Source organism: Terriglobus sp. RCC_193, from assembly GCF_041355105.1.
GTDB lineage: Bacteria > Acidobacteriota > Terriglobia > Terriglobales > Acidobacteriaceae > Terriglobus.
Genome location: NZ_JBFUPK010000001.1, coordinates 1,457,726 through 1,479,191, shown reverse-complemented (window position 1 = coordinate 1,479,191; position 21,466 = coordinate 1,457,726). Strand labels below are relative to the sequence as shown.

Sequence of the window (21,466 nt, the reverse complement as noted above, 5' to 3'; positions counted from 1 at the left end):
CAGACGCGGAAGAGCTTCCGCTTGGTTGTGTAAGCGAGTCGCCTGCGCGTCTCAACTGACTTTTTAAGTGTACGAAACACTCGCGATAGAGTCAAACGCCGGGCACTAGTTCAGCGTGGCCGTGCGAAGCCAGCCGAAGCTGCCTGCCGATGCGGGGACCACACCCTGCAAACGCCTGGTGTGGACCACAATGTTATCCGGCGACCACAGCACCAGTGTTGGCTCATCCTCCGACAGAATGCGCTGCAACTCCAGGTAAATCGCATGGCGTTTTGCGATGTCTATCTCTGCCGCGCCCTGTGCAATCAATGCATCCACGCGCGGATTGCTGTAGTGGCCACGGTTGGAACCTTTAGGCGGCATCATGGCGGAACTGTAGGCGTAGCGGAAGATATCCGGATCTTCATTGGAGCCAACCCAGCGCAACACGTACATCTGGAAGGCGCCTTTGGTCACGTCAGAGTAGAACGTGCCAAACTCGTTTTGTCGCAGCGATAGGTCAATGCCTGCATCGCGCACCTGTTGCTGCACCACGGCAGCCAGCAATCGCATGGTGTCGTCAGTGGAACTTTTCAGTGTCAGATGAATGCGCGTGCCGTTCTTGTCCGCGTGATAGCCGGCTTCTTCCAGAAGCTGTTTCGCCTTTGCAATGTTGTGCGAGTAGCGGGTAATGGAATCGTTCGTTGTGGGTGCGGCCCAGTGGCCGTTGGGCAGCAGAGTGTCCTGCAACTCTGCCTGTCCGTGATACAGCGCCTGGATGATCGCAGGACGATCGACTGCATAGGCAAACGCCTGCCGCACACGCGGATCGCGTAGCTGCGGATCGGTTGCGTTGAAAGTGATGTAGAGAACGATGGAGCCAGGTTTCGCTTCTACGACGAGTCGAGGGTCCTTCTGCATCACGGCAACCATGTCGCCTGTGAGCGCGTTGGAAGCCGCGTCGGCAGAGCCTTTCTGCAACTCCAGCGCGCGTGTGATGGCATCGGGAACAATCGCGAAACGCACACGCGGAATCGTTGGGGCGCCGCCCCAGTAGTTTGGATTGCGTTCCAGAACAACTTCCTTGTCCTGCTCTTCACTGACAAAGCGAAACGGCCCGGTCCCAATAGGATGGTCGCCCATGTTTTGGCCTGCGCCCTTCTCCACCACGGCGCTGAGTTCATCGCTCATGTTGAAGAGCAGGCTGGCGTCCGGTTTTTTCAGATGGACGATGCAGGTGTGCGCATCAGGGACTTCTACATGATCGACGCTGGCATAGTTGCCGCTCTTGGCCGTGGTGATGGCACCGTTGTGCATCGAGTCGATGGACCATGCGACATCACTCGCATCCAGTAGTTTGCCATCGTGAAAGCGCACGCCATCGCGGATGTGCAGCACCAGTGTCAGTGGATCGCGCCACTCCCACGCGGTGGCAATCGCGGGTTGCAAATTGTAGTGCTGATCCTTGCGAACGATGGAATCGAAGAGAAGTGCTCCGATGTGTTCCGCCTGCGCGTCAGAACCAATTCGAATGTCAAGGTTAGTGGGTGAGCTTTCAATGTCGATGACGACGGTGTCGCGGTCAGGACGTTCGTGGCACGCAGCCAGCGGGAGAAGGCAAAGCAGAAGCGCCGTGGAACAGACACGCTTCCTCATGGCAGCGTAATCCTTCCCAGAATTGCGGGCCTCGTGGCTCCGGTGGCGGAAGGGACATTGCCAGGAAGTTCATGCCAGCGCAGCCATGCCAGCAGTGCAAAGGCCATGGCTTCCTTTGCCTGTGAGGGCACTCCGAAGTCGTCTGTTGTGCTGACGGCGACGCCGAGCGATTCCAGCCCGTTGCGCAGCAGCTTCATCAGCGTTAAGTTTTTTGCACCACCGCCCGCAACGATGTAATCCGTGGATTGTGCCAACGGTGCGTTTTGCCCCAGAAAAGGCCACACGATAGTGCGATACGCCGCGAGGATGCTTTCCGCTGTGAGTGCCGTTGCGGTCGCGATGATGTCTTCGTTTTTGGCATCGTGTTGACGGCACGCAGCAAGGAAGCGTTCCACGTAAGCTTTGCCAAACTCTTCGCGTCCACAGCTCTTCGGTGCCGGCAGATGGAAGTAGGGAAGTCTCAATGCGTCGGCAATTACTTCGTTGATGACGCTGCCGCGTTTTGCTGTTGCTCCATTGCGGTCATAACTTTTGCCAAAGAGTTGCTGCATGCAGGCGTCGATGATCATGGAGGCGGGGCCGCTGTCGAAGGCGAGCAGTTTGTCTGTGCCAGCGGGCATGGCCGTCATGTTTGCGATACCGCCAAGGTTCTGCAAAACACGATTGCGTTTCGTATGTGCAAAGAAGACGCGATCAAACATGGGTACCAGCGGTGCTGCCTGTCCACCTGCGACCATGTCTGCCGGGCGGAAGTCGCTGACCACCGGAAGTCCGGTGCGCGCGGTGACTTCGCTGGCTTCACCAATCTGCAACGTGCAGCGCAGCGGCTCTCCTAAGAATTTTGTGGGCGCGCCCTGATGGTAGATTGTTTGTCCGTGAAGACCGGCAAGCTTTGCACGGATGCCACTTTGCTCCTGTGCCTGCGCAATGCAATCACCATAGAACTCGCCAAGTCGCCAGTGCACGCGTGCAAAGTCCGCGGTGCTCATTGCAGGTGCATCCATCGAGGCGAGTACGGCATCACGAAGTTTTTTCGGATAAGCGAATGCTGTGTGCGAAAGCATTTTCAGTCGTGGCTTTACAGCATCTTTTGTCGGCGTAATGCGGACCAGTGCAACGTCCACGCCATCGGCAGAAGTGCCACTCATGACACCAGCCACAATCATCGCTTTCTGTGTCTTCATTCGGCAATCTCCCGCTTCAGTTCGGCCAGCAGCTGTAGTGCTTCCATGGGCGTCATACGGTCTACATCGAGTTCGCGCACACGATCCACAACGCGCTGTGAGAGTGGGGTAAAGATGGTCATCTGCATGGACGGCGCTGCTGGCTGCACCGCTTGTCCGGCTGCTGCAATGGATGCAGATTCTGCCTTCTCATGCATCTTCAACACGGCACGTGCACGTGCAATGACTTCGCGCGGCAGACCAGCAAGTTTAGCAACTTCAATGCCGTAGCTGCGGTCGGCAGCACCGCTCTCCACATGATGCAGGAAGACGATGCCCTGCGGAGTTTCGCGGCAGGCCACGCGCAGATTCTTCAGCCGCACCAGTTTCTCTTCCAGCAGTGTGAGCTCGTGGTAATGCGTGGCGAACAGCGTGCGTGCGCCAATGCGTTCGTGCAGATGTTCGACTGTGGCCCACGCCAGCGATAAGCCGTCATACGTGGCCGTTCCTCGTCCCATCTCATCCAGAAGAACAAGGCTGCGGCGCGTTGCGGAATTCAGGATTGCGGCGGTCTCCGTCATCTCCACCATGAAGGTGGAGCGGCCACGCGCCACGTTGTCGCTGGCTCCAATGCGTGTGAAGATGCGGTCGACAAGGCCCAGCTTCATGGACGCGGCAGGAACGAAGGAGCCGCTCTGCGCAAGAATGACCAGCAGCGCGGCCATGCGCAGATAGGTTGATTTACCACCCATGTTGGGGCCGGTGATAAGCGCGAGCGATGGGCCGTTGTCGCTGTCGAGATAACCGGAGTTGGGAATGAAGCGACCCGTGCCATTTTCTTCCAGTCGAAGTTCGACGACAGGATGGCGAGCTTCAGCAAACTCAAGTACGGTGCTGTCCGCGATCACTTCTGGCTGCGTCCACCCGCGCAATGCGGCGACATGTGCGAAGTTTGCCAGTAGATCAATCTCCGCAAGCCGACGGGCTGTGTCGCGCATGCGTGGTGCAGTGTCGAGCACTTCACGACGCAGTGCGGCGAAGATGCGACGCTCAATTTCTCCCAGGCGTTCCTGCGCCGTCAGAATTTTGCGTTCGTAATCCTTCAGCTCCGGTGTGGTGAATCGCTCTGCATTTACCAGTGTCTGCTTGCGTTCGTAATCCGCAGGCACGTTGCTGAGGTTCGCCTTGGTGATCTCAAGGTAATAGCCGAAGACGTTGTTGAAACGAACCTTCAGGCTGCCGATGCCGGTACGTGCACGTTCGCGTTCTTCAATAGCGGCGATGGCTTCGCGTCCACTGCGAGACAGGCCGCGCAGTTCGTCCAGCTCTGCATCTACGCCAGGTTGGATCGCATCGCCTTCGCCCAATCGCAAAGGCGGCTCTTCCACAATCACCTGTGCAATGCGAGAGCAGACGTCGATGAGCGTATCGAAGTTGGTTTTAAGTGCAGACCAGCGGCCGTTGTTCAAGTCCTGCAGAGCTTCGTGAATAGCAGGGAGTGTGGCAAGCGTTCGACCCAGCGCAACGACCTCGCGCGGGCCTGCGGAATCCAGCGCAAGACGCGCCAGCAGGCGCTCCAGATCGAGCACGCCTTCCAATGCACGACGTAAACGTTCGCGTGCTGCAAGATCATTCTTCGCTTGTGCCACAGCGCTGTGTCTTGCTTCAATCTCTTCCGCATGGATAGATGGTCGCAAGATAACCGAACGCAACAGGCGCTTGCCCATCGGCGTGCGACAGGCGTCGAGCGCATAGCAGAGCGTGGTCTGCTGGTTCTCTCCACTGAACAAAGGTTCGACGAGTTCAAGATTGCGCACGCTGACCGCATCCAGCTCAAGGCATGTAGTGCGTTCGTAGAAGCGTGGCACATCAAGGTGTTCCAGCTCATCATGCTTCGTTGAGCGCAGGTAATGCAGCAACGCACCGGCTGCAATAGCAGCAAAGGTTTTACCTGCGAGCCCGAAGCCTTCCAGCGAGTGTGCGCGATAGTGGTTCTGCAGCAGCGGCAGCGCGTATTCGCTGGTGAAGACCCAGTCCTCAACTGGCGTGCGCGTACGAACGCCGGAAAGCAGGTCGGCGTCGGTATCGACTTCGCCGTTCAGGTCGGTTTGTCCATTGCCCAGGTGCAGGCCAGCAGGCAAAAGAATTTCCCGAGGGCGATTGCGTGCCACTTCTTCCAACGCAAGGTTGACTGCGTTCGTACCGCGAAACTCCGTGGTGCGGAATTCGCCGGTGGAAAGATCCAGCATGGCAATGCCAGAGGACTTGCGATCTGCGCTTACCGTGAGGGCGGCAAGGAAAGTGTTCTCACTGGCGGATGCTGTCGGGTCCAACGCTGTGCCGGGCGTGACGACACGCGTAACTTCGCGTTTGACAATGCCCTTGGCCAGCTTGGGGTCTTCCATCTGCTCGCAGATGGCAATGCGATAGCCCTTGCGAAGCAGGCGTTGCAGGTAAGCTTCGGCCGCGTGGTAGGGAACGCCGCACATGGGCTGTTGCCGTTCGCGGTCGCGTGCGGTGAGGGTCAGTTGCAGCTCGCGCGAGGCCACAATGGCATCGTCGTAGAAGAGCTCGTAGAAGTCGCCCATGCGGAAGAACAGCAACGCATCGGGGTGCGCAGCCTTGGCGGCGGCAAACTGCTGCATCATGGGCGAAAGCTTGTTGCCTTCGACGGTGGTCTTTTCCGGGGGCATCGCTTCCGTCAGGATACCGTTTTATGGCGATGCAGCCTGTGGAGGACTAGGCCCAAATCCGGCACCCGCTATACTGGATAGTGGTTGCAAGCCCTTCTGCCGTGTCTATTTTCTGGCTCAAAGTCGCTGTTGTACTGTATGGCGTTGCCTCGCTGGCGGTGCTGCCTGCCGTGCTGTATGACCGTCCCCGATGGAGGGTAGTGGCCATTCCGGCCACCGTGGCGGCGCTGCTGTTCCATTTCGTCTCCGTGGCGGAGATGCTGCGCTCGGCCCATCACCTGGTTCCGGTCAACGCAAGCGAGATCCAGGCGGCCCTCGGCTTACTGCTGGCTGCGGCATTTCTGCTGGTTTATGCGGCCTATCGGACGCTGACCGTGGGCGTGGTTCTGTTGCCTGCGGTGTTCCTGCTGGGGCTGATGCCGGCGTTTGCGCCCGGAACGCACGACATCACCGTACCGTTCATGAATTCGGCGTGGCTGTGGCTGCACATCGGGCTATTACTGACGGCGTATGCGGCGTTGTTTGTCAGCGTGCTGGCATCGGTGCTCTATCTCATTCAGGAACGCAGGCTGAAATCGCGTTCGTCGCGCGGCATTCTCAGCAAGCTGCCGCCGTTGGAGACGACGGATCAGATTGCGCTGAAGTCGCTGCTGGTGGGCCTGCCCTGCATGACGGCGGGGCTGCTGATTGGTACGGCGCTGGCTCAGATGACCTATGGCGCGTCCTATTTCCGCGACCCGAAGGTGTTGCTCAGCTTTGCCATGTGGATTGCCTACGTGGCGATGATTGCCATTCGTAGATCCAGTGGCCTGCGTGGACGCCGCGCCGTGTGGCTGTCGTCGTTTGTGTTCTTCATCATGCTGGCCGTGTGGTCAGCAGACCAGGTCAGCAGTGTGCATCAGTTTGCGGGGCGCCCGTGAGCCTGAGCCTGCTGGGAGTGAACCACAAGAGCGCGCCGATTGATATACGGGAACGTCTTGCCATTGCGCCGGACCAGCTTGCTGATGCGATTCGTTCGCTGGTGCAGCATCCGGGCGTGCATGAAGGGTTGATTCTCTCCACCTGTAACCGCGTGGAACTGCTCACGGAGCATGAATCGGCCAGCGATGTGCGGGCCTTCCTCTCAGATTACTTTGCCGTGCCGGAATCCACGCTGGCGCCGCATCTGTATGAGTTCCGCGAGGATGAGGCGGTGCGCCACCTGTTCCGTGTGGCGTCGTCGCTGGACAGCCTCGTCGTGGGCGAGCCGCAGATTCTTGGGCAGGTGAAGGAAAGCTATTCCGTGGCGCGTGAAGTAGGGGCTGTCTCCTCCACGCTGGAGCGCTTGCTGCAATCGGCCTTTACGGTGGCGAAGAAAGTTCGTACAGAGACAGAGATTGGTTCTTCATCGGTATCCATTGCGTCGGTTGCTGCGGACCTTGCGAAACAGATTTTTGGCTCCCTGAAAGGGAAGCAGGTGTTGCTGGTGGGCGCGGGCAAGATGAGCGAACTTGCTGCGCGCCATCTCATTGCGCAGGGAGCCACCGGCATCCTCGTTGCCAATCGCACGCCGGAGCGCGCGCAAAAGCTTGCCGAACAGTTTCACGGGCTTGCCGTGCCCTTTGCCGATCTGCAACAGCACGCGCCAAAGGCTGACATTATTGTGACCGGTACCGGTTCACACGAACACCTGTTCAACGTGCGCGACGCGCAGGAGATTCTGCACAAGCGTCGCGGACGGCCTGTGTTTTTCATCGACATTGCTGTACCGCGCGATGTGGAACCTGCGGTGAACGGCGTGGATGGAGCGTTCGTTTATTCCGTGGACGATCTGCAGCAGGTGGCCGCAGAGAATCTGACAGCGCGATCCGAAGAAGCAGCGGCTGCGGAACGCATTGTCTCAGACGAAGTTAGTCGCTATCAGCAGCGGTTGCAGACACTGGACGCTGTCCCCGGCATCCTCGCTTTGCAGCAACATGCGGAACAGTTGCGCCTCGCGGAATTGGATCGCGCACGCACAAAACTTGCCGGTTTGACCGCGGAGCAACAGGACGCCGTGGAGGCCATGACGCGTTCCATGATGAGTAAATTTCTGCACGCTCCCATGACTGGTCTGCGCAAGAGTGCGAATGACGGCGACGCTGTCGCAGTGGACGTTATCCGCCGCATGTTTTCGCGCGACCGCTAGTTTCCCCGCCACTGGCGCATTTTGCGCTTCTCTTCAGGGCTACCTTGCCACTCCATCGTCCATCCCACATGTTGGTGAGGTGATGAGATGAACGCTTCGCAGCATCGTGAACCAAGGGGCTTTGGCGAACACGCACGAGGTCCTGCAGCCGAGAAAGCGCATGCCCTGGGATGGGACCTGGACCAGGAACAACGTACCGCTCTACGACCAGGAAAACAGAATACCTACGGCGGCGCCGACTACGATTATGGCGCGCAGGACTTTGGCGATGAACCGCTCAGCATGGGCGCCACCCGTACGGAAGAGGTCAGGAAGGCGCTGGACACGCTCACGAAGGAGGACTGATACATGGCATTTCTGAACGAACCAACGAAGATGCGCACAGGTCGGCGAGATGCGGTGCCGGGGAGTGACAAAGGTCATGCTCATTCCCACGCAGCACACCTTGGAACAGAGGGTAACGTGAGACCGTCGTCAGTGAATATCGGCAAGCAGGGCCGTGAGGCAGGTTCCATTCAACAGCCTCCACAGGACCCCGCGCGAAATGGTAAATCGCATCACCGCCAATAGGTGCGGATAGCCAGTAGATCAACAGAAAGAGCGGCCCATGCGACCGCTCTTCTGTCGTATGGAATGCTGCCGGGAGATTATTTCACCACGCCGCTGTCCTTCATTACTTCCTGCTTTTGTTTCTTCTGTTCTTCGGGCGATTTGTGATGCAGGTCCAGGCCGAAGTGCGGTTCGTCTTCTGTGCCTGTGATCTTCACCGGGATTTCCGCGCCCGCGCCGTTGTGATGGAAGAACGGATCGACAGGCTTCAGCAGAAGGCTCTTCCACTTTGATGCAATCATCTCTGACACCTTCGCTTCAGTGCGGACCTTGCCGAAGAAATCAAACTGCTTGCCGTCCATGCTGTATGTGCCTTCCAGATTTACTTCACCACCGGGAAGTGTGTAGTGCAACATGGGGAAATTCAGTCTGCCATTGCGACTCACAAGCCTGCCCTGCATGTTGGAAGACACGTCGGGCGCACCGGGCTTTGCCTCTTTTGGATTACCCTGTGCACGCAGACTCAGCATATCCACCTTGTCCTGTACCTTTGGGTTGGTGAAATGGATATTGCGCAGGGTAAATGCGCCGTTCATTTCCAGCTTCTTCGTCACGCTTTCCTTGCCATAGGGAATGCGCAGATGCATCTTCATCCCAATGTTGCTCTGCATGATGGGCGGTTTCGTTTTCACAGCCAGCATCAGGAAGTCGCGCAGATGGCCGTTGGGGATATTCACATCCAGTTCGGTGATGTGGCCTTTGCCCTTTACGTTGACCACGGCGCCGGAGCAGGTGAACTCTGAATCGCCAAGCTTTGCCTGTACAGGTTGCAGATAGGTATCGCCACTGGTGCCGTCAATAATGGCGTGAAATGTGGTCTCCAGCGGCATGGGATGGTTTGCGGTATCCAGCGTGAAATCCGGTGTATGAGTCTTGCCGTCCGCAACGATGCGGTCGAGCTGTCCATCGAAGCTTCCGGTGGAAGAGAGCGTTCCACCAATGCCTTTGATTGTCCCCAGGTCAGCGTGGTCGAAGGTGTAATTGCCATTCACCAGCGAATCGCCGGGCTCTTCGTTGTTCCACGGACCGAAGTCTCCCGTGGCGTGAATATCGCCTTTCGGAATGGCGTTCACCAGCACAGCCTCATATTTCCACGGTCGTTCCGGCCCCACATCGCGCAGGCGGATATGTTGCAGATCAAAGTGTTTCGGGTCCTTATCCGGTTTGAAGGTGCCAATGATCAGGTGTGAGTTCTCCACCTCAATCTGGTCGACGAGAATTTCAATCTTGCCCTTTTTCTTATGCGGATTCGGGGGAGCAGCCGCGCGCGCTTCCCTTGGCGGAATATGAATTTCCATGCCGCTAACGTAGACCGTGTCAACATGCGTGGGCTTCACAAATAAACCGCGTAAAGGAGTGTGGAAACGGAAGTGTTGCATGGCAAGCAGAGGTTCCGTTGCGCCAGCAGCAACGACATCGTCTGGTGCGTAAATGCGCAGTCCTGTACCGGAAACTTCCAGCCCTTTGATGAGAGAGACATCCAGCGTATCCAGTTCCACGCGACTGTTGAATCGCGTGCTCAACGTATCAATCACGCGGCCCTTCAGGATGGGGCCAGCGCGATGTACCATTACGTTGCCAATGACGATCAAGACAGCGAGGACGATCAGTGCGCCAATTGCGATCCACCGCCACACCCCGCGACGTTTTGCAGGCGGCTGCGGTGCAGTTTGCTCTGTAACCACGAACTTCCCTCCAACCGCGTGTTTGCCATGATCGACAAAAGGCGCAGCTTGTTTGCTTGTGATGCAAAGGATGGCTCTGGGGTATAGCCGCCGCCGGGGGAGTGGGCAGGCGTTCCGGGCCGCAGTATGATCACTCCATGCATCTGCGAATTGGTTCCCGCGGCTCGCGGCTCGCGTTATGGCAAAGCAATCACATCGCAGCGCATCTGCGTGCGCTGGGACATACAACAGAGATTCTCATCATCCGCACCACGGGCGACCGTATGCAGGACCCTGCCATCGCTGCGAAGATGATTGGTCCCGATGGCAAGACGCCAGCCAACGTGGACGGCAAAGGCATCTTCATCAAGGAAATTGAAGAGGCGCTTGCGGCTGGGACGATTGACCTTGCGGTGCATTCACTGAAGGACCTTCCCACGGAACTGGATGCGCAGTTCACACTGGCTGCTATCCCGGAACGCGCTGATCCGCGCGATGTTCTGCTGGTGCCGGACTGGCTGCAGATCCACACGCTGCCTGCGAATGCACGTATTGGCACCACATCGCCGCGCCGCATGGCGCAGTTACGCGCGCTCAATCCGGAGTTTCAGTTTGTTGCCATCCGCGGCAACATCGACACGCGTATTCGCAAGCTGGGCCGCGGTGATTGCGATGCCCTGGTGCTGGCTGCCGCGGGGATTGATCGCCTTGGAACGAAGCTGCTGAAGCCGGTGGAGCTTGATCCGCAGCACCCGGAGTTTGGCCGTCCGCCGCACATCGAATGCATCACGCATCCGGACCACGATCATCTTGCCGATCACGATCATGGTGAGGAGCTTCCCGGGCAGGCCGACTGGATTCGTCAGCGTTTCGATCCGGAGATGTTATGTCCTTCGCCGGGACAGGGCGCGCTGGCCATTGAAACGCGCGCTGGCGATGTAAAGACGATTGCCGCTATCAAAGTGCTGGACGACGCAACGACTCGTTATGCCGTGGAAAGCGAACGCTGGCTGCTACACGCTCTCGGCGGAGGATGCGCGCTGCCCGTTGGAGCGCTGTGTATCCAGGAACACGGCCGCGTGAAATTGCATGCGGTGGTTGCAGCACCGGATGGCGAGTGTGTGGTCACCGCGATGCTGTTTGCCGAGGAAGGCGAATCCGCACAGAGCTTCGGTTCGCGTGGTGCGCAGTTGCTCGTCGATCAGGGCGCGCGTGAGTTGCTGGTGGAAGGCTTTGCCGGGGTGGAGGCCGAGTAGCGCTTGGCTCCTCGTGTTCTGGTTACACGTGCCCCGCACCAGGCTTCGGCTCTGGGCGATGCGCTGGCGGCTCATGGCCTGCGTGTTGCTTCTGTCCCCACCATTGCGCTTGCACCGCCCGGCGATGACTACGCCACGCTGGACCGTGTGCTGATGCGGCTGGATGAGTTCGATTGGATCCTGTTTACTTCGGCAAATGCAGTCGCTGTCTTCGCTGAGAGGCTTGAGGATGAGGCTGTGCCGCTGACCTGCGGCATTGCCAGCATTGGCGCGGCTACCAGCAAGGCGCTGCGCGATGCGGGCTTCCCCGTGCGTCTGCAGGCGCAGACGGCTGTTGCGGAGTCTCTTGCGAAGTCATTGTTGCCGCACGCACGTGGCGCATCCATGCTGCTGGTGCGCGCAGAACAGGGAAGAGATGTCCTGATTGAAATACTGGAGGAAGCAGGTGCCGAAGTGACTCTGGCTCCTGCTTATCGCACGGTGATTCCCACAGAATCCGTGGAGCGCCTGAAACGTGAACTGCCTACGGTGGACGCCATCACCTTCACCAGTTCGTCGTCGGTGCAGAATTTGTTTGCGCTGTTGGATGCTGCTGGACTGACCCTCCCGAAGGAGATGGTGCTGGCATCCATCGGACCCATCACCACGGCATCGTTGAAGGAGCAGGGACGCATGCCGACGGTCGAAGCTCGAGAAGCCACCGTAATATCGCTGGCTTCTGCCGTGGCAACGGCGCTTCGGCATCGTGGCTGAAAAGTTTTGGCGGCCGGTGTAATGTTTCCCCACCCGCTGCGTGTTTCCCAGTGAGCCTCAATACGGCTCAGAGGGAGAACGTCAATGAAGTGCAATTCATGTGAGTGTGGTGAAGTCTGCGTCTGCGTTGTGTGTGGATGCAAACGGAATGCTTAGTTCCTCAGGCGGCTACGGAACATCTCATTCTGTAGCCGCTATGCCTGTTACGACAAAACTCGACACGCTTCTGGAGCACCGCGGGCAGTTTCTCGCATTCCTGGAGCGTCGCGTTCATGACCGCAACAAGGCAGAAGATATCCTGCAGGCGGCTTACATCCGCGCGCTGGAACACGAAGGGAATGTGCAGGAGCACGAGTCCGTTGTGGGCTGGTTTTATCGCGTTCTGCGCAATGCGGTGATCGATTCCTATCGCAGACACAGCGTGGAGAACGAAGGCTTGGCCTTGCTGGCGCGTGAGATGGAAGATGCCGTTACGTCGCCGGTCGACCTGCGCGATGAAGTGTGCCTCTGCCTGCAGTCAGCAGTAGATTCTCTTTCGCCGGACTACGCGGAGCTGTTGCGCGAGGTAGACCTGGCGGACGAACCGCTTACTGCCTATGCGCAGAAGCGAAGCCTGACCAGCAACAACGCTGCGGTGCGAGCGCATCGTGCGCGTGCGGCTCTGCGCAAGGAGCTTCTTCGTTCCTGCGGAGCCTGTGCGGAACATCATTGTGAAGTCTGCACCTGCAAACGGTGCTAAAGCAAAAGGCATGGCTTGCGCCATGCCTTTTCTTATTGCTTAAGAACTGCGATTAGTCGATGAAATCGACCTTTGCCTTGTGCGGAATCACGCCGCGTTCATAGCCCATGTCCAGCAGCTTCTTGATGGCTTCGCGGCCATCGTCGCCGTAGTTCAGGGTGCGCTCGTTCACGTACATGCCCACAAACTTGTTAGCCAGGTTCGGGTCCAGGTCACGGGCAAACTGCATGGCGTATTCCAGTGCCTGCGGACGATGATCCAGTGCGTGCTGAATGGAGTCGCGCAGCGCCTGCGTGGCAATGCGCATGGAGTCCGGCCCCAGCGAGCGGCGGATAGCATTGCCACCCAGCGGCAGCGGCAGTCCGTCGGTCTGTTCGCGCCACCACTGACCCATGTCCAGCACCTTGTGCAGGCCGTTGTCGCCGTAGGTGAGCTGGCCTTCGTGGATGATCAGGCCGGCTTCGAACTCGCCCGCAACCACCCGCGGAATGATCTGGTCGAATGGAACAACCTCATATGCCACTTCGGGATGGAAGAGACGCAGCGTCAGGAACGCCGTGGTCAGTTCGCCCGGAACGGCAATCTTCAGCTTCTTTACTTCGTCCGTGGTGTACTTGCGCGGAGCGACGATCATGGGACCGTAACCCTCGCCCACAGAGCCGCCGCACGCCATCAGGGCATACTCGTCCTGCAGGTAGGGATAGGCGTGGAAGCTGATGGCGGTCACGTCGTAGTACGGATCGTGAATCGCACGCTGGTTCAGCGTTTCAATGTCCGTGAGGACGTGCGTGAATTTGTAGCCGGGGACGCGGACCTTGTTCGTTGCAAGACCGTAAAACATGAATGCGTCGTCGGAGTCGGGGCTGTGGGCCACCTTGATCTCCTGTACGCCTGTCGGGGTGGTGCTCATGAAATTTGTTTGCCCTTCGGGTTATTCAGGTAATTGGGGGAAAGAAGTTACGGCTTAGCGACGAGCCACGGCTGTGGCCATGCCTGCCGCAGCAAGGACCTTGACGGTATCTGCAAGAGCAAACGGAGCCACAGCGCCACTGAGCGCCATGGAGAACGGAACATGCAGCGACACGCTAAACCATGCAGAGCCGCTGGCGTATACCAGCAGCATGGCTGCAGCGCCTGCCGCAGCAAAGCTGACGTAATGGCGCGACCGCAGCGCGGCAGGAATACCGGCAATCGCTGCTGCCAGCGGATAGGCGAAGAGATAGCCGCCCGTGGGTCCCAGCAGGCGCGCCACGCCGGGCAGTCCGGCGGTGGTGAATACCGGCATGCCTGCCGCGCCTTCCGCCAGATACAGTGCCAGTGCGGCGAATCCCGCAGTCGGGCCCATCAGCATGCCCACCAGGATCACCGCAAAGGGCTGCAGCGTGAAGGGAACCGGCGTGAACGGCAGTGGCACGGAGATGTGTGCGCACAGCGCGATGAACAGGCTCGCAGCCACAACAGCCGCTGCCTGCAGCACAAACGAAACTGAACGCGACTCGCCCGCGATGGCGGGACGCAGAGAAGACAGAGAGATACGTGACATGGGCCAGGTGCCTTTCATGTTTGATTGTACCGGCTGTTAAGGATGATGCGAGATCAACGGTATTCGGGTTTTGACAGAGTTCCCGTGGGACGAAGCACGCCACCCGCAGGCGCTCTGCTCATATCCGGGTCCCGCAGGTCGCCCATGTCCTCGTTGAAATAGGCGCGATCCGGTCTCTTGCGTAATGGAGAATCCTGCGCGTTGGAGGCAGACGCGTCTTTCTGCAACCCTTGTCCGCGACTGCGCACGCGTACCGACTGTGAAGAAGATACAACGCCGGCCGCCAGATCCATGCGCGGATGCTGCCGTCTCTCACGCATGGTGGGCTTGCGTTGCGGTGAGGCAGCCGGTCGTGTCTTGCGCATGCTGCGCCACAGCGCAACAACGCTCAGCAACAAAACGATGCAACACACGGCAGCGATCTGGGCAAGCATTTGCATGGAAAGATGAACCCGAGAATACAACCACCGGACCCGTTCTGAAAGGAGAATCACGTTTACACCGGTTTTCGTGCCGTGGATAGATTTTCACCGCAAAAAAGGAGGTATCGAACAGGGTGCCACCTCTTGCATCGTGTTGCATCCACGCATCTACTGAAAGGAAGTGGAAACGCAGCAAAAGACGACGCAACTCCGCGGATTCGCCGCCACCATCGGCCGCATCTGTGAGGCGTTTTACGGCAACCGGCGCCGCCTGGCGACGGGAGCAGCGGCATTGCTGGCGATCATGGTTGGTTACCACGTGGTCTTTGGAAAGAATGGGCTGACGGCGTATCAGAACAAGCGCCACGACCTGCGCGATCTGCAGACGCAAGGTCAGCAACTGGAGCAGGAAAACGAACGGCTGCGCAGCCATGTGGAACGCCTGACGAACAACCCGGATGCCATTGAGCATGAAGCGCGTGAGGCCCTGCACTATGCGCGTCCCGGTGAGGTCATCTACACGCTGCCTTCGGACCAAAAGGCTGCAAAGTAATCTTCTTTAGTCGACGTGCAGCGAGCCGTCCAGATCGACCGTAAGGCGATCCTTCGTCACCAGCATGGAATGCACCTTCAGCGAATCCAGCGCCACGTCGTAGCCGGTGCTGTCCTTTGACTTTGCCAGCGCCGCGCGTAGCAGTTCTGCCGCATTCAGCTTCATGCTGGCGGGCAGTTTGCGTTGGAGAAAGGGAACCAGCAGGAAGTCCAGTTCCTTGTTGCCGGTAAAGCGGTCGACGCGTGCATCGCGGAAGCCGATGGATTCACCCTCTGCCACGGGAATCACGGAAACGTCGGCCATGGTGTTGAATCCCACACCGACGCATTTGCCAAAGACACCCGCGCCCATCCGCGAATGGGTGCTCACATGCACCACCACGCGGTCATCCTGAAAGGTGACTGTGGCCTGATCGATGTAGACATAACAGGCAGAATTACGGTCGCCGCGCAGGTAATAACGGGCATCGGGAGCGCTCAGGAGTTGTTCTTTGAGGGTGCGTTCCAGTGCCGCGGCGGAGACCTTCAATTCAATCGCGCGCGCATTCAGGGTAAGCAGAGACATGAGCAGCAGAACCGGGAGCAGGAGGCGCTTCACGCTTCTTAGCATAGCGCCTTCGCGGGCCGCTGCTGACCGTGAAGATTGTCCAGCAGGGGAGCCAGAATGCGGCTTACTTGCCGCCGAAGGTGTCAACGTCCGTTTGTGCTGCTGCGGAACCGCCTTTTGACAGTGCAACCGGAACACTGGTCGGCGTAGCCTGCGAGTTCGGGCCAAGGCCCAGCTTGATCAAAGCGCGGGAATCCGGTACCAGCTTGGTCTGCCAGCCATTATCTCCCTGCAGTTTCTGCATGGCGGCCTGGCTTTCCGAATCCCAGTGACCACTGGCTTCCTTCAGGTAGCCGGCCTTCACCAGCGCCGTCTGAATCTGCGTGGCGCGGCTGTTATCGATCGCACGCTGATGCGGTGCGGCGGTCTGGGTCTTTTTATGTTTCGCCGTAGGTCCGCGCTTCACGCGGGATGCCTGCAACGGGAGGATGGAGGAGAAGAGGAGCAGAGTCGCAGCGGACGCCATGTAAAAGCGCATGAAAACCTCAAACAGCCGAATTTCTTATCCCGCAAATGTGGACTGATTCACCCACACTACACACTGAAAGAACACCGATGCAAGCCGAATGTGACGGGAAAGTGAACGTTTCCCCGAGACGGATTGCGCCATCTGCGTAAATCGGCGGAAGTTGGCGTTTGGATAGAAAACTACGAGAAAAAGGCCGCTCCTGGTCGGGGGCGGCCTTTTCAGGATGAAGATTTCTGCGGAAATTAGCGGGTGAACGAACCCACGGCGTGCGTTTCGTCGTCGCGGACGTCGAATACGGTGTATAGCTTGGTGATCTGGAGCAGGTCCTGCACCTTCTTGGTCAGGTTCAGCAGCTTCAGCTCGCCGCCTGCGTTCTTCACGGAGGTGTAAGCGGAAACCAGTTCACCAATACCCGAGGAGTCGATGTAGGAGACATCGCCCAGGTTGAGGAGGATATTCTTGTCGCCCTTGGCGACGAGATCGCGGATGGTGTCACGCAGGGTGACAGAGCCTTCGCCCAGGGTGATCCGGCCGCTCAAGTCGAGAATCGTAACGCCGTCCACTTGGCGCGTGCTTACCTTGATACTCATCGTCTGTGTGCTCTCCTGCCGAAGGAATCGGCGAAATTAAAACTTGGAAAATCTGCGGTCGTTAAAGTGGTTCAGGCTGCGTCCTGCGCGGGAATGCGATGCTTGATGAGAGTCAGCTCAGTTCCCGGGGACAGTTGGCGAAAGTGTACCTCATCCATGAAGGCGCGCATAAGGAACACCCCGCGTCCCGAGCCGCGGAGGATATTCTCCGGCGAAAGGGGATCGGGAATGACTTCCTCATTGAAGCCTGGCCCCTCGTCGCTGATGCGGATGACAAGGTCATCGTCATTCGCTTCAAAGCTGGCGGTCACTTCCTTGTCGCGGCTGTAGCTATTGCCGTGGATGACGGCATTCACGGCAGCCTCGCGGACGGCCATGGCGATGTTGGAGATGTCGTCTTCGTGGAACCCGGCGCGGTTGGCGAAGGATTCCGCCTCCTGCTCCACACGGTCCACGGTATCCAGCGTGGACGGCAGGGTGAAGGTTGTCCGTGTTGTGGGTGTATTGGGCAACGTGTCTCGGTCCCTGGCCGCTTGGTCTTGCTGGCAGTGTGCTTTCCCAGCGCGGGAATGTCAAGGAGCATTGCGAATGCAATTGTGACGAACCGGTGATTTCGCCGGAAGGCAGTAGCTTCGGTAGACTGCCGGAAGGGCAGTAAAAACACCCAGATTCGGACAGAGGGGGCGGTGACGCATGAACGAACAGCCGGTTCGCCGCACGAGTCTCTCCTCACTGCTGGGCTATCCTGTGCGGGCGCACGACGGCGTCCTGATGGGACGCATTGCGGAGCTTGTTGTGGCCACGGAAGATGGCGGAACACACATCAGCAGCCTGCTCCTGACGGCTTCCGGCCAGCTGCGCGGGGGACAAGTGCAATCCGTTCCGCTGCACGCGTTGCATTTCAGTCATACCGGTGAACTGCATCTGAAGCAGGAAGCGGAGTGGCCACAGCCCGTCGACATCCCGCATGCCTCCGTGCTGCTGGAGCGTGACCTTCTCGACCAGCAGATCATCGACGTACACGGCCACAAGGTGGTGCGTGTAAACGACGTCGACCTGGTCTGGGAGACGCACGAGGAACTCCACCGTTTGCGCATTGCAGAAGTGGAAGTGGGCATGCGTGGCGCGGTCCGGCGACTGCTTCGTGGCCTGCCTGTAAATGCAGTGGATGCCATGGCGCACCGCTTTCAGCCCCGCGTCATCCCCTGGGAATTTGTTGATCTCATCGATCGCGATCCAGCGCGCCGCGTGCGTTTGAAGATTGAAGGCGACCGCCTCTCCACCATGCATCCCTCGGACATTGCGGACATCCTGGAGGAGCTTGCGCCTGCGGAGCGCGAGGCCGTGTTTGGCTCGCTGAATGAAGAAATCGCAGCAGAAGCGTTGGAAGAAGTTGATCCGAAGCTGCAGCGTTCCCTGCTGGAAGGCATGGAATCCAGCCGTGTTGCGGACATTGTGGAAGAGATGGATCCCGGCGCCGCTGCGGATCTTCTGGCAGAGCTTCCCGAGGAGCGCTCCGAGGAAATCCTTCTTGAGATGGAACCGGAAGAACGTGCCGAGGTGAAAGAGCTGCTGGAGTTTCCGGAAGATTGGGCCGCAGGTCGCATGACCACGGAATATGTTGCCGTTCCCGAAGACGCAGATGTGTACCAGGCTATTGAGGCGTTGCGTAATTTTGAAGGCGATCTGGATACGGTGAATGAGGTCTTTCTTCTGGACACGGAGGGTCGCTTGAAAGGCGCTGTGACCTTGGCAAAACTTGCACTTTCGAACGGTGAAACGAAGTTGGTGGACGTGAAGGACGCGCACCTGCACATATGTTCCATTGACGCCGGAAGCCGCGCCATTGCGGAACAATTCGATAAGTACAACCTGCGTTCATTGGCCGTCCTGGACCATGATCGTCAGCTTGCAGGGGTCATCTACCCTGAACACGTCATTGCTCTGTTAAGGGCGGGTCACTGACGCATGAGGATTCTTTACGCCGGGCAGATCACTTCCTATGACTCCGCGTGGTATCGCATTCTTGCGTTGCGCCGGGAAGGGCATGAAGTCTTTGAACTGAACACGCTGGACTACCGCCAGCAAAATCCTCTGCTGCAGAAGGTTGAATTTCGTCTGGTCCTGGGGCCTCAGGTCGAACGGCTGAATCGCGACATCCTGTCGATGGCGGAAACTCTGCGAGCAGATGTGGTGTGGGCGGACAAGGTCCTCTTCATGAAGCCCTCCACGCTGAAGCGCCTGCGGAAGAAGGGCATCGTCACTGTCTCGTACATGATCGACAACTTCTTCGGCCCGCGCCGCGATCCGGGCTGGAGGCTGTATGCCAGGACTATTCCGTTCTATGACCTGCACTGCACCCAGCGCGATGTGAATGTAACCGACTACAGGAATGCCGGTGCACGTGACGTCATCAAAATTCAGACGGCGTTTGAGCCCACCATCCACTTTGCTCCTCCGGAAGGCTGGACCGATCGTGACCGTGATCGTGATGTTTCGTTTGTGGGCACACCGTACGATCAGCGTCCGGAGTTTCTTACACGTCTGGCAAAGGAAGGGGGCTTTTCCGTCGCAGTGAATGGCGGGTTGGTATGGAAGCCTGCTCTGGAGCGCGTGGGAGGTGCTGCGCTGTATCGCGGTAACGGCGAACTGCGGAACGATGACTATCGCGAGGCCATCTGGCGTTCGCGTATCAACCTGTCTTTCCTGACGCATTCCAACCAGGACGAGTTCGTTCACAAGAGCTTTGAAATTACAGCGTGCGGCGGCTTTCTGCTGGCCGAACGTTCTGCCGGGCACGCGGCGCGATTTGTGGAAGACGAAGAAGCTGTGTTTTTCACCGGGCTGGAAGAGTGCATTGCAAAGGTGCGGAAGTATCTGCATGACGAACCGGCGCGTACACGCATTGCGTATGCGGGATGGCAGCGCGCTCTAAGTTCCGGTTATGACAACGACACGCAGGTGCGTCACATTGTGGAGCGGTTGGAACCACTGGTGAGAAAGAGGCTCGGTACGGCATGACGTTTGATCTGGAGAAGCAGCCATTCACAAACGAAGCTGCCTATGACGTCTGCGTCGTTGGGGCAGGTGCCGTCGGCATCGTGCTTACGGTGCGCCTGCTGCGCGCCGGGAAACGCGTTCTGCTGGTGGAAAGCGGTGGCGCTGTATTGGAAGAAGCTTCGCAGCAGCTTTACCGCACGGATGTGACGGAGCAGCCACACACCGGCGTTCACACCGGTCGCTTTCGTACATGGGGCGGCACCACCACGCGATGGGGTGGCCAGATACTGCCGCTGGAGCCTATTGACTTTGCGCATCGCGAATGGGTTCCGCACAGCGGATGGGATGTGTCACGCGAAGAACTGATGCCGTTTTATGCAGAAGCGATTCAATACGAAAGCCTGGGCGCTATCGGCGAAGATGCCGCGGTGTGGAAGGCTCTGGGTATGTCCGCGCCGCAGCTTGGGCCGGATCTGCAACCGTATTTCACACGCTGGCTTAAGCAGCCAAACTTTGCGAAAGTCCACGGCGCGGAGATGGCGTCGTCGCCACACCTTACGGTGCTGGTACACGCGAACCTGGTGGACTTGGAGCGTGCAGACGATGACGCACACATCCGCGCGGCAATCCTTCGCAGCCTGAATGGCAACACCGCGCGTGTGACCGCAAACGAGTTTGTGCTGGCCACCGGAGCCATTGAAACGTCGCGGCTGTTGCTGCACCTGGAAGAGAAGCATGGAGTCGCATGGAATCCCAATGGCCTGGTAGGACGAGGCTTTCAGGACCACGTGGATTGCGATGTGATGGATGTGGAACCGCTGGACCGCGGTCGATTCTTTGCTGCATTCACTAACGTGCTTCTGAACGGCTACAAATTCCACCCGAAGTTTCGATTGAGTGCACGGCAGCAGGAGCAACGCAGGATTCTGAACGTGGCGGCGACTATGGCGTTCCACGACGATACGGAAGAGCGTGGCGCGGCGGTGAAAGCAATCGGCAAGCGCCTGCTTTATCGCCAATGGAAAGACGTGGATAGTACACAGATTTCCGCGCTGATGCAGAACCTGCCTCTATTGCTGAAACAGACGTGGGCTTATGCAGCACGTCATCGCGTGTACGTGGCGCCGAGTGCGCGCATCACCATGCGTGTGCACTGTGAACAGCAGCCTGATTCAGAGAGCCGCATCACACTTACAGACGATCGAGACGCACTGGGTATGCGTCGCTCCAGTCTGCGCTGGGTTATTTCGAAGTTGGAACTGGCCACCATCCGCACCTTTCTGCAATTGACCGGTGACGAGCTGATACAGCAGGGCATTGCGCGTTTGAAGCCGCGCATTGATCTCGCGTCGGATGATGCGATCCGTGCGCACTGTGACGATGGCCTGCATCACATTGGCGGTACGCGCATGTCTGCCGATCCTGCAAAGGGCGTGGTGGATACCAACCTGCTCCTATGGGGAACGAAGAACCTGCACCTATGCAGTGCCGGAGTCTTCCCGACCGGCGGCTATTCCAACCCCACACATACCGCGCTGGCACTGGCATTGCGCCTGGGCGCAACACTGGCGCAATCCTGAACGGCACACGTAACGCTTAGGTGA

The 21,466-nt window shown here is 58.5% G+C and carries 21 protein-coding genes; 10 read left to right on the top strand and 11 right to left on the bottom strand.

Going from position 1 to position 21,466, the window contains the following annotated elements; genetic code table 11:
• Positions 1-105 precede the first annotated feature (105 nt).
• Genes AB6729_RS06175 through mutS form a run of 3 tightly spaced genes read right to left on the bottom strand, consistent with a single transcriptional unit; the run spans position 106 to position 5,491 of the window.
• On the bottom strand, positions 106-1,635 hold the full coding sequence (locus AB6729_RS06175) for an ABC transporter substrate-binding protein (protein ID WP_371080700.1): 1,530 nt from the start codon (positions 1,633-1,635) through the stop codon (positions 106-108).
• Positions 1,632-2,819 carry an anhydro-N-acetylmuramic acid kinase gene (locus tag AB6729_RS06170; RefSeq protein ID WP_371080699.1) on the bottom strand — a complete coding sequence of 396 codons (1,188 nt, stop codon included), beginning with the start codon at positions 2,817-2,819 and terminating at the stop codon, positions 1,632-1,634. The genes AB6729_RS06175 and AB6729_RS06170 overlap by 4 nt, the downstream gene beginning before the upstream one ends.
• Positions 2,816-5,491: a DNA mismatch repair protein MutS gene (gene mutS, locus AB6729_RS06165; RefSeq protein WP_371080698.1), complete on the bottom strand. Its 2,676-nt coding sequence runs from the start codon at positions 5,489-5,491 to the stop codon at positions 2,816-2,818. Before mutS ends, AB6729_RS06170 begins: the two co-directional genes overlap by 4 nt.
• A gap of 101 nt (positions 5,492-5,592) precedes the next feature.
• On the opposite strand from mutS, the gene AB6729_RS06160 reads away from it, so the two are divergent.
• From AB6729_RS06160 to AB6729_RS06150, 3 genes are all read left to right on the top strand, one after another.
• Positions 5,593-6,411 carry an inner membrane protein YpjD gene (locus AB6729_RS06160; RefSeq protein ID WP_371080697.1) on the top strand — a complete coding sequence of 273 codons (819 nt, stop codon included), beginning with the start codon at positions 5,593-5,595 and terminating at the stop codon, positions 6,409-6,411.
• Positions 6,408-7,658 carry a glutamyl-tRNA reductase gene (hemA, locus tag AB6729_RS06155; RefSeq protein ID WP_371080696.1) on the top strand — a complete coding sequence of 417 codons (1,251 nt, stop codon included), beginning with the start codon at positions 6,408-6,410 and terminating at the stop codon, positions 7,656-7,658. Before AB6729_RS06160 ends, hemA begins: the two co-directional genes overlap by 4 nt.
• Before the next feature lie 87 nt (positions 7,659-7,745).
• Entirely contained in the window at positions 7,746-8,003 is a 258-nt protein-coding gene (locus tag AB6729_RS06150; RefSeq protein ID WP_371080695.1) for a hypothetical protein, read from the top strand.
• Between the two features lie 302 nt (positions 8,004-8,305).
• Here AB6729_RS06150 and AB6729_RS06145 read toward each other — a convergent pair whose 3' ends face one another.
• Positions 8,306-9,952, bottom strand: coding sequence for a hypothetical protein (locus AB6729_RS06145; RefSeq protein WP_371080694.1), 1,647 nt, complete (start codon positions 9,950-9,952; stop codon positions 8,306-8,308).
• Between the two features lie 137 nt (positions 9,953-10,089).
• Between AB6729_RS06145 and hemC the strand changes: the two genes are divergently transcribed.
• The 3 genes from hemC (at position 10,090) to AB6729_RS06130 (ending at position 12,679) form a co-directional block, all read left to right on the top strand.
• On the top strand, positions 10,090-11,187 hold the full coding sequence (gene hemC / locus AB6729_RS06140) for a hydroxymethylbilane synthase (protein ID WP_371080693.1): 1,098 nt from the start codon (positions 10,090-10,092) through the stop codon (positions 11,185-11,187).
• A 3-nt stretch (positions 11,188-11,190) separates the two neighbouring features.
• Positions 11,191-11,940 (top strand): uroporphyrinogen-III synthase, encoded by a 750-nt coding sequence (locus AB6729_RS06135; RefSeq protein WP_371080691.1) that lies wholly within the window; start codon positions 11,191-11,193, stop codon positions 11,938-11,940.
• Between the two features lie 148 nt (positions 11,941-12,088).
• Entirely contained in the window at positions 12,089-12,679 is a 591-nt protein-coding gene (locus AB6729_RS06130) for a sigma-70 family RNA polymerase sigma factor (RefSeq protein ID WP_371080690.1), read from the top strand.
• Positions 12,680-12,731: 52 nt separating this feature from the next.
• On the opposite strand, the gene AB6729_RS06125 is transcribed toward AB6729_RS06130, so the two are convergent.
• The 3 genes from AB6729_RS06125 to AB6729_RS06115 are packed head-to-tail and all read right to left on the bottom strand — an operon-like array spanning position 12,732 to position 14,662.
• The gene (locus tag AB6729_RS06125) at positions 12,732-13,589 is read right to left on the bottom strand and encodes a menaquinone biosynthesis family protein (RefSeq protein ID WP_371080689.1); all 858 of its coding nucleotides are present in this window, start codon (positions 13,587-13,589) and stop codon (positions 12,732-12,734) included.
• A 54-nt stretch (positions 13,590-13,643) separates the two neighbouring features.
• Positions 13,644-14,222, bottom strand: a complete 579-nt coding sequence (locus AB6729_RS06120; protein WP_371080688.1) for a biotin transporter BioY — start codon at positions 14,220-14,222, stop codon at positions 13,644-13,646.
• A 53-nt stretch (positions 14,223-14,275) separates the two neighbouring features.
• Positions 14,276-14,662: a hypothetical protein gene (locus AB6729_RS06115; protein ID WP_371080687.1), complete on the bottom strand. Its 387-nt coding sequence runs from the start codon at positions 14,660-14,662 to the stop codon at positions 14,276-14,278.
• A 163-nt stretch (positions 14,663-14,825) separates the two neighbouring features.
• Between AB6729_RS06115 and AB6729_RS06110 the strand changes: the two genes are divergently transcribed.
• The gene (locus tag AB6729_RS06110; protein ID WP_371080686.1) at positions 14,826-15,197 is read left to right on the top strand and encodes a septum formation initiator family protein; all 372 of its coding nucleotides are present in this window, start codon (positions 14,826-14,828) and stop codon (positions 15,195-15,197) included.
• Positions 15,198-15,203: 6 nt separating this feature from the next.
• Here the strand turns inward: AB6729_RS06110 and AB6729_RS06105 are convergent, their stop codons facing one another.
• The 4 genes from AB6729_RS06105 to AB6729_RS06090 all read right to left on the bottom strand — a co-directional run bounded on the left by AB6729_RS06105 (position 15,204) and on the right by AB6729_RS06090 (position 17,374).
• Positions 15,204-15,794: a hypothetical protein gene (locus AB6729_RS06105; RefSeq protein WP_371080685.1), complete on the bottom strand. Its 591-nt coding sequence runs from the start codon at positions 15,792-15,794 to the stop codon at positions 15,204-15,206.
• Positions 15,795-15,867: 73 nt separating this feature from the next.
• Complete coding sequence (locus tag AB6729_RS06100; RefSeq protein ID WP_371080684.1) at positions 15,868-16,281, bottom strand: peptidoglycan-binding protein; 414 nt, start codon at positions 16,279-16,281, stop codon at positions 15,868-15,870.
• 233 nt (positions 16,282-16,514) lie between these two features.
• On the bottom strand, positions 16,515-16,862 hold the full coding sequence (locus tag AB6729_RS06095) for an STAS domain-containing protein (RefSeq protein WP_047486594.1): 348 nt from the start codon (positions 16,860-16,862) through the stop codon (positions 16,515-16,517).
• 71 nt (positions 16,863-16,933) lie between these two features.
• On the bottom strand, positions 16,934-17,374 hold the full coding sequence (locus AB6729_RS06090; RefSeq protein ID WP_371080683.1) for an ATP-binding protein: 441 nt from the start codon (positions 17,372-17,374) through the stop codon (positions 16,934-16,936).
• A gap of 181 nt (positions 17,375-17,555) precedes the next feature.
• Here AB6729_RS06090 and AB6729_RS06085 point away from each other — a divergent pair, with 181 nt between their 5' ends.
• From AB6729_RS06085 to AB6729_RS06075, 3 genes are read left to right on the top strand one after another with little or no spacing between them, the layout of a single operon-like run.
• The gene (locus AB6729_RS06085) at positions 17,556-18,827 is read left to right on the top strand and encodes a magnesium transporter MgtE N-terminal domain-containing protein (protein ID WP_371080682.1); all 1,272 of its coding nucleotides are present in this window, start codon (positions 17,556-17,558) and stop codon (positions 18,825-18,827) included.
• Between the two features lie 3 nt (positions 18,828-18,830).
• A complete protein-coding gene (locus AB6729_RS06080; RefSeq protein WP_371080681.1) occupies positions 18,831-19,883 on the top strand; it encodes a glycosyltransferase in 1,053 nt (350 codons plus the stop codon).
• On the top strand, positions 19,880-21,442 hold the full coding sequence (locus AB6729_RS06075) for a GMC oxidoreductase (protein ID WP_371080680.1): 1,563 nt from the start codon (positions 19,880-19,882) through the stop codon (positions 21,440-21,442). Before AB6729_RS06080 ends, AB6729_RS06075 begins: the two co-directional genes overlap by 4 nt.
• The last annotated feature ends 24 nt before the right edge of the window (positions 21,443-21,466 follow it).

Excerpts from the sequence above, each read along its gene's own strand:
- AB6729_RS06175 (WP_371080700.1), bottom strand. The coding sequence starts at position 1,635 with ATGAGGAAGCGTGTCTGTTCCACGGCGCTTCTGCTTTGCCTTCTCCCG.
- AB6729_RS06170 (WP_371080699.1), bottom strand. The coding sequence starts at position 2,819 with ATGAAGACACAGAAAGCGATGATTGTGGCTGGTGTCATGAGTGGCACT.
- mutS (WP_371080698.1), bottom strand. The coding sequence starts at position 5,491 with ATGCCCCCGGAAAAGACCACCGTCGAAGGCAACAAGCTTTCGCCCATG.
- AB6729_RS06150 (WP_371080695.1), top strand. The coding sequence starts at position 7,746 with ATGAACGCTTCGCAGCATCGTGAACCAAGGGGCTTTGGCGAACACGCA.
- hemC (WP_371080693.1), top strand. The coding sequence starts at position 10,090 with ATGCATCTGCGAATTGGTTCCCGCGGCTCGCGGCTCGCGTTATGGCAA.
- AB6729_RS06130 (WP_371080690.1), top strand. The coding sequence starts at position 12,089 with ATGCTTAGTTCCTCAGGCGGCTACGGAACATCTCATTCTGTAGCCGCT.
- AB6729_RS06125 (WP_371080689.1), bottom strand. The coding sequence starts at position 13,589 with ATGAGCACCACCCCGACAGGCGTACAGGAGATCAAGGTGGCCCACAGC.
- AB6729_RS06120 (WP_371080688.1), bottom strand. The coding sequence starts at position 14,222 with ATGTCACGTATCTCTCTGTCTTCTCTGCGTCCCGCCATCGCGGGCGAG.
- AB6729_RS06115 (WP_371080687.1), bottom strand. The coding sequence starts at position 14,662 with ATGCAAATGCTTGCCCAGATCGCTGCCGTGTGTTGCATCGTTTTGTTG.
- AB6729_RS06100 (WP_371080684.1), bottom strand. The coding sequence starts at position 16,281 with ATGCGCTTTTACATGGCGTCCGCTGCGACTCTGCTCCTCTTCTCCTCC.
- AB6729_RS06095 (WP_047486594.1), bottom strand. The coding sequence starts at position 16,862 with ATGAGTATCAAGGTAAGCACGCGCCAAGTGGACGGCGTTACGATTCTC.
- AB6729_RS06085 (WP_371080682.1), top strand. The coding sequence starts at position 17,556 with ATGAACGAACAGCCGGTTCGCCGCACGAGTCTCTCCTCACTGCTGGGC.
- AB6729_RS06080 (WP_371080681.1), top strand. The coding sequence starts at position 18,831 with ATGAGGATTCTTTACGCCGGGCAGATCACTTCCTATGACTCCGCGTGG.
- AB6729_RS06075 (WP_371080680.1), top strand. The coding sequence starts at position 19,880 with ATGACGTTTGATCTGGAGAAGCAGCCATTCACAAACGAAGCTGCCTAT.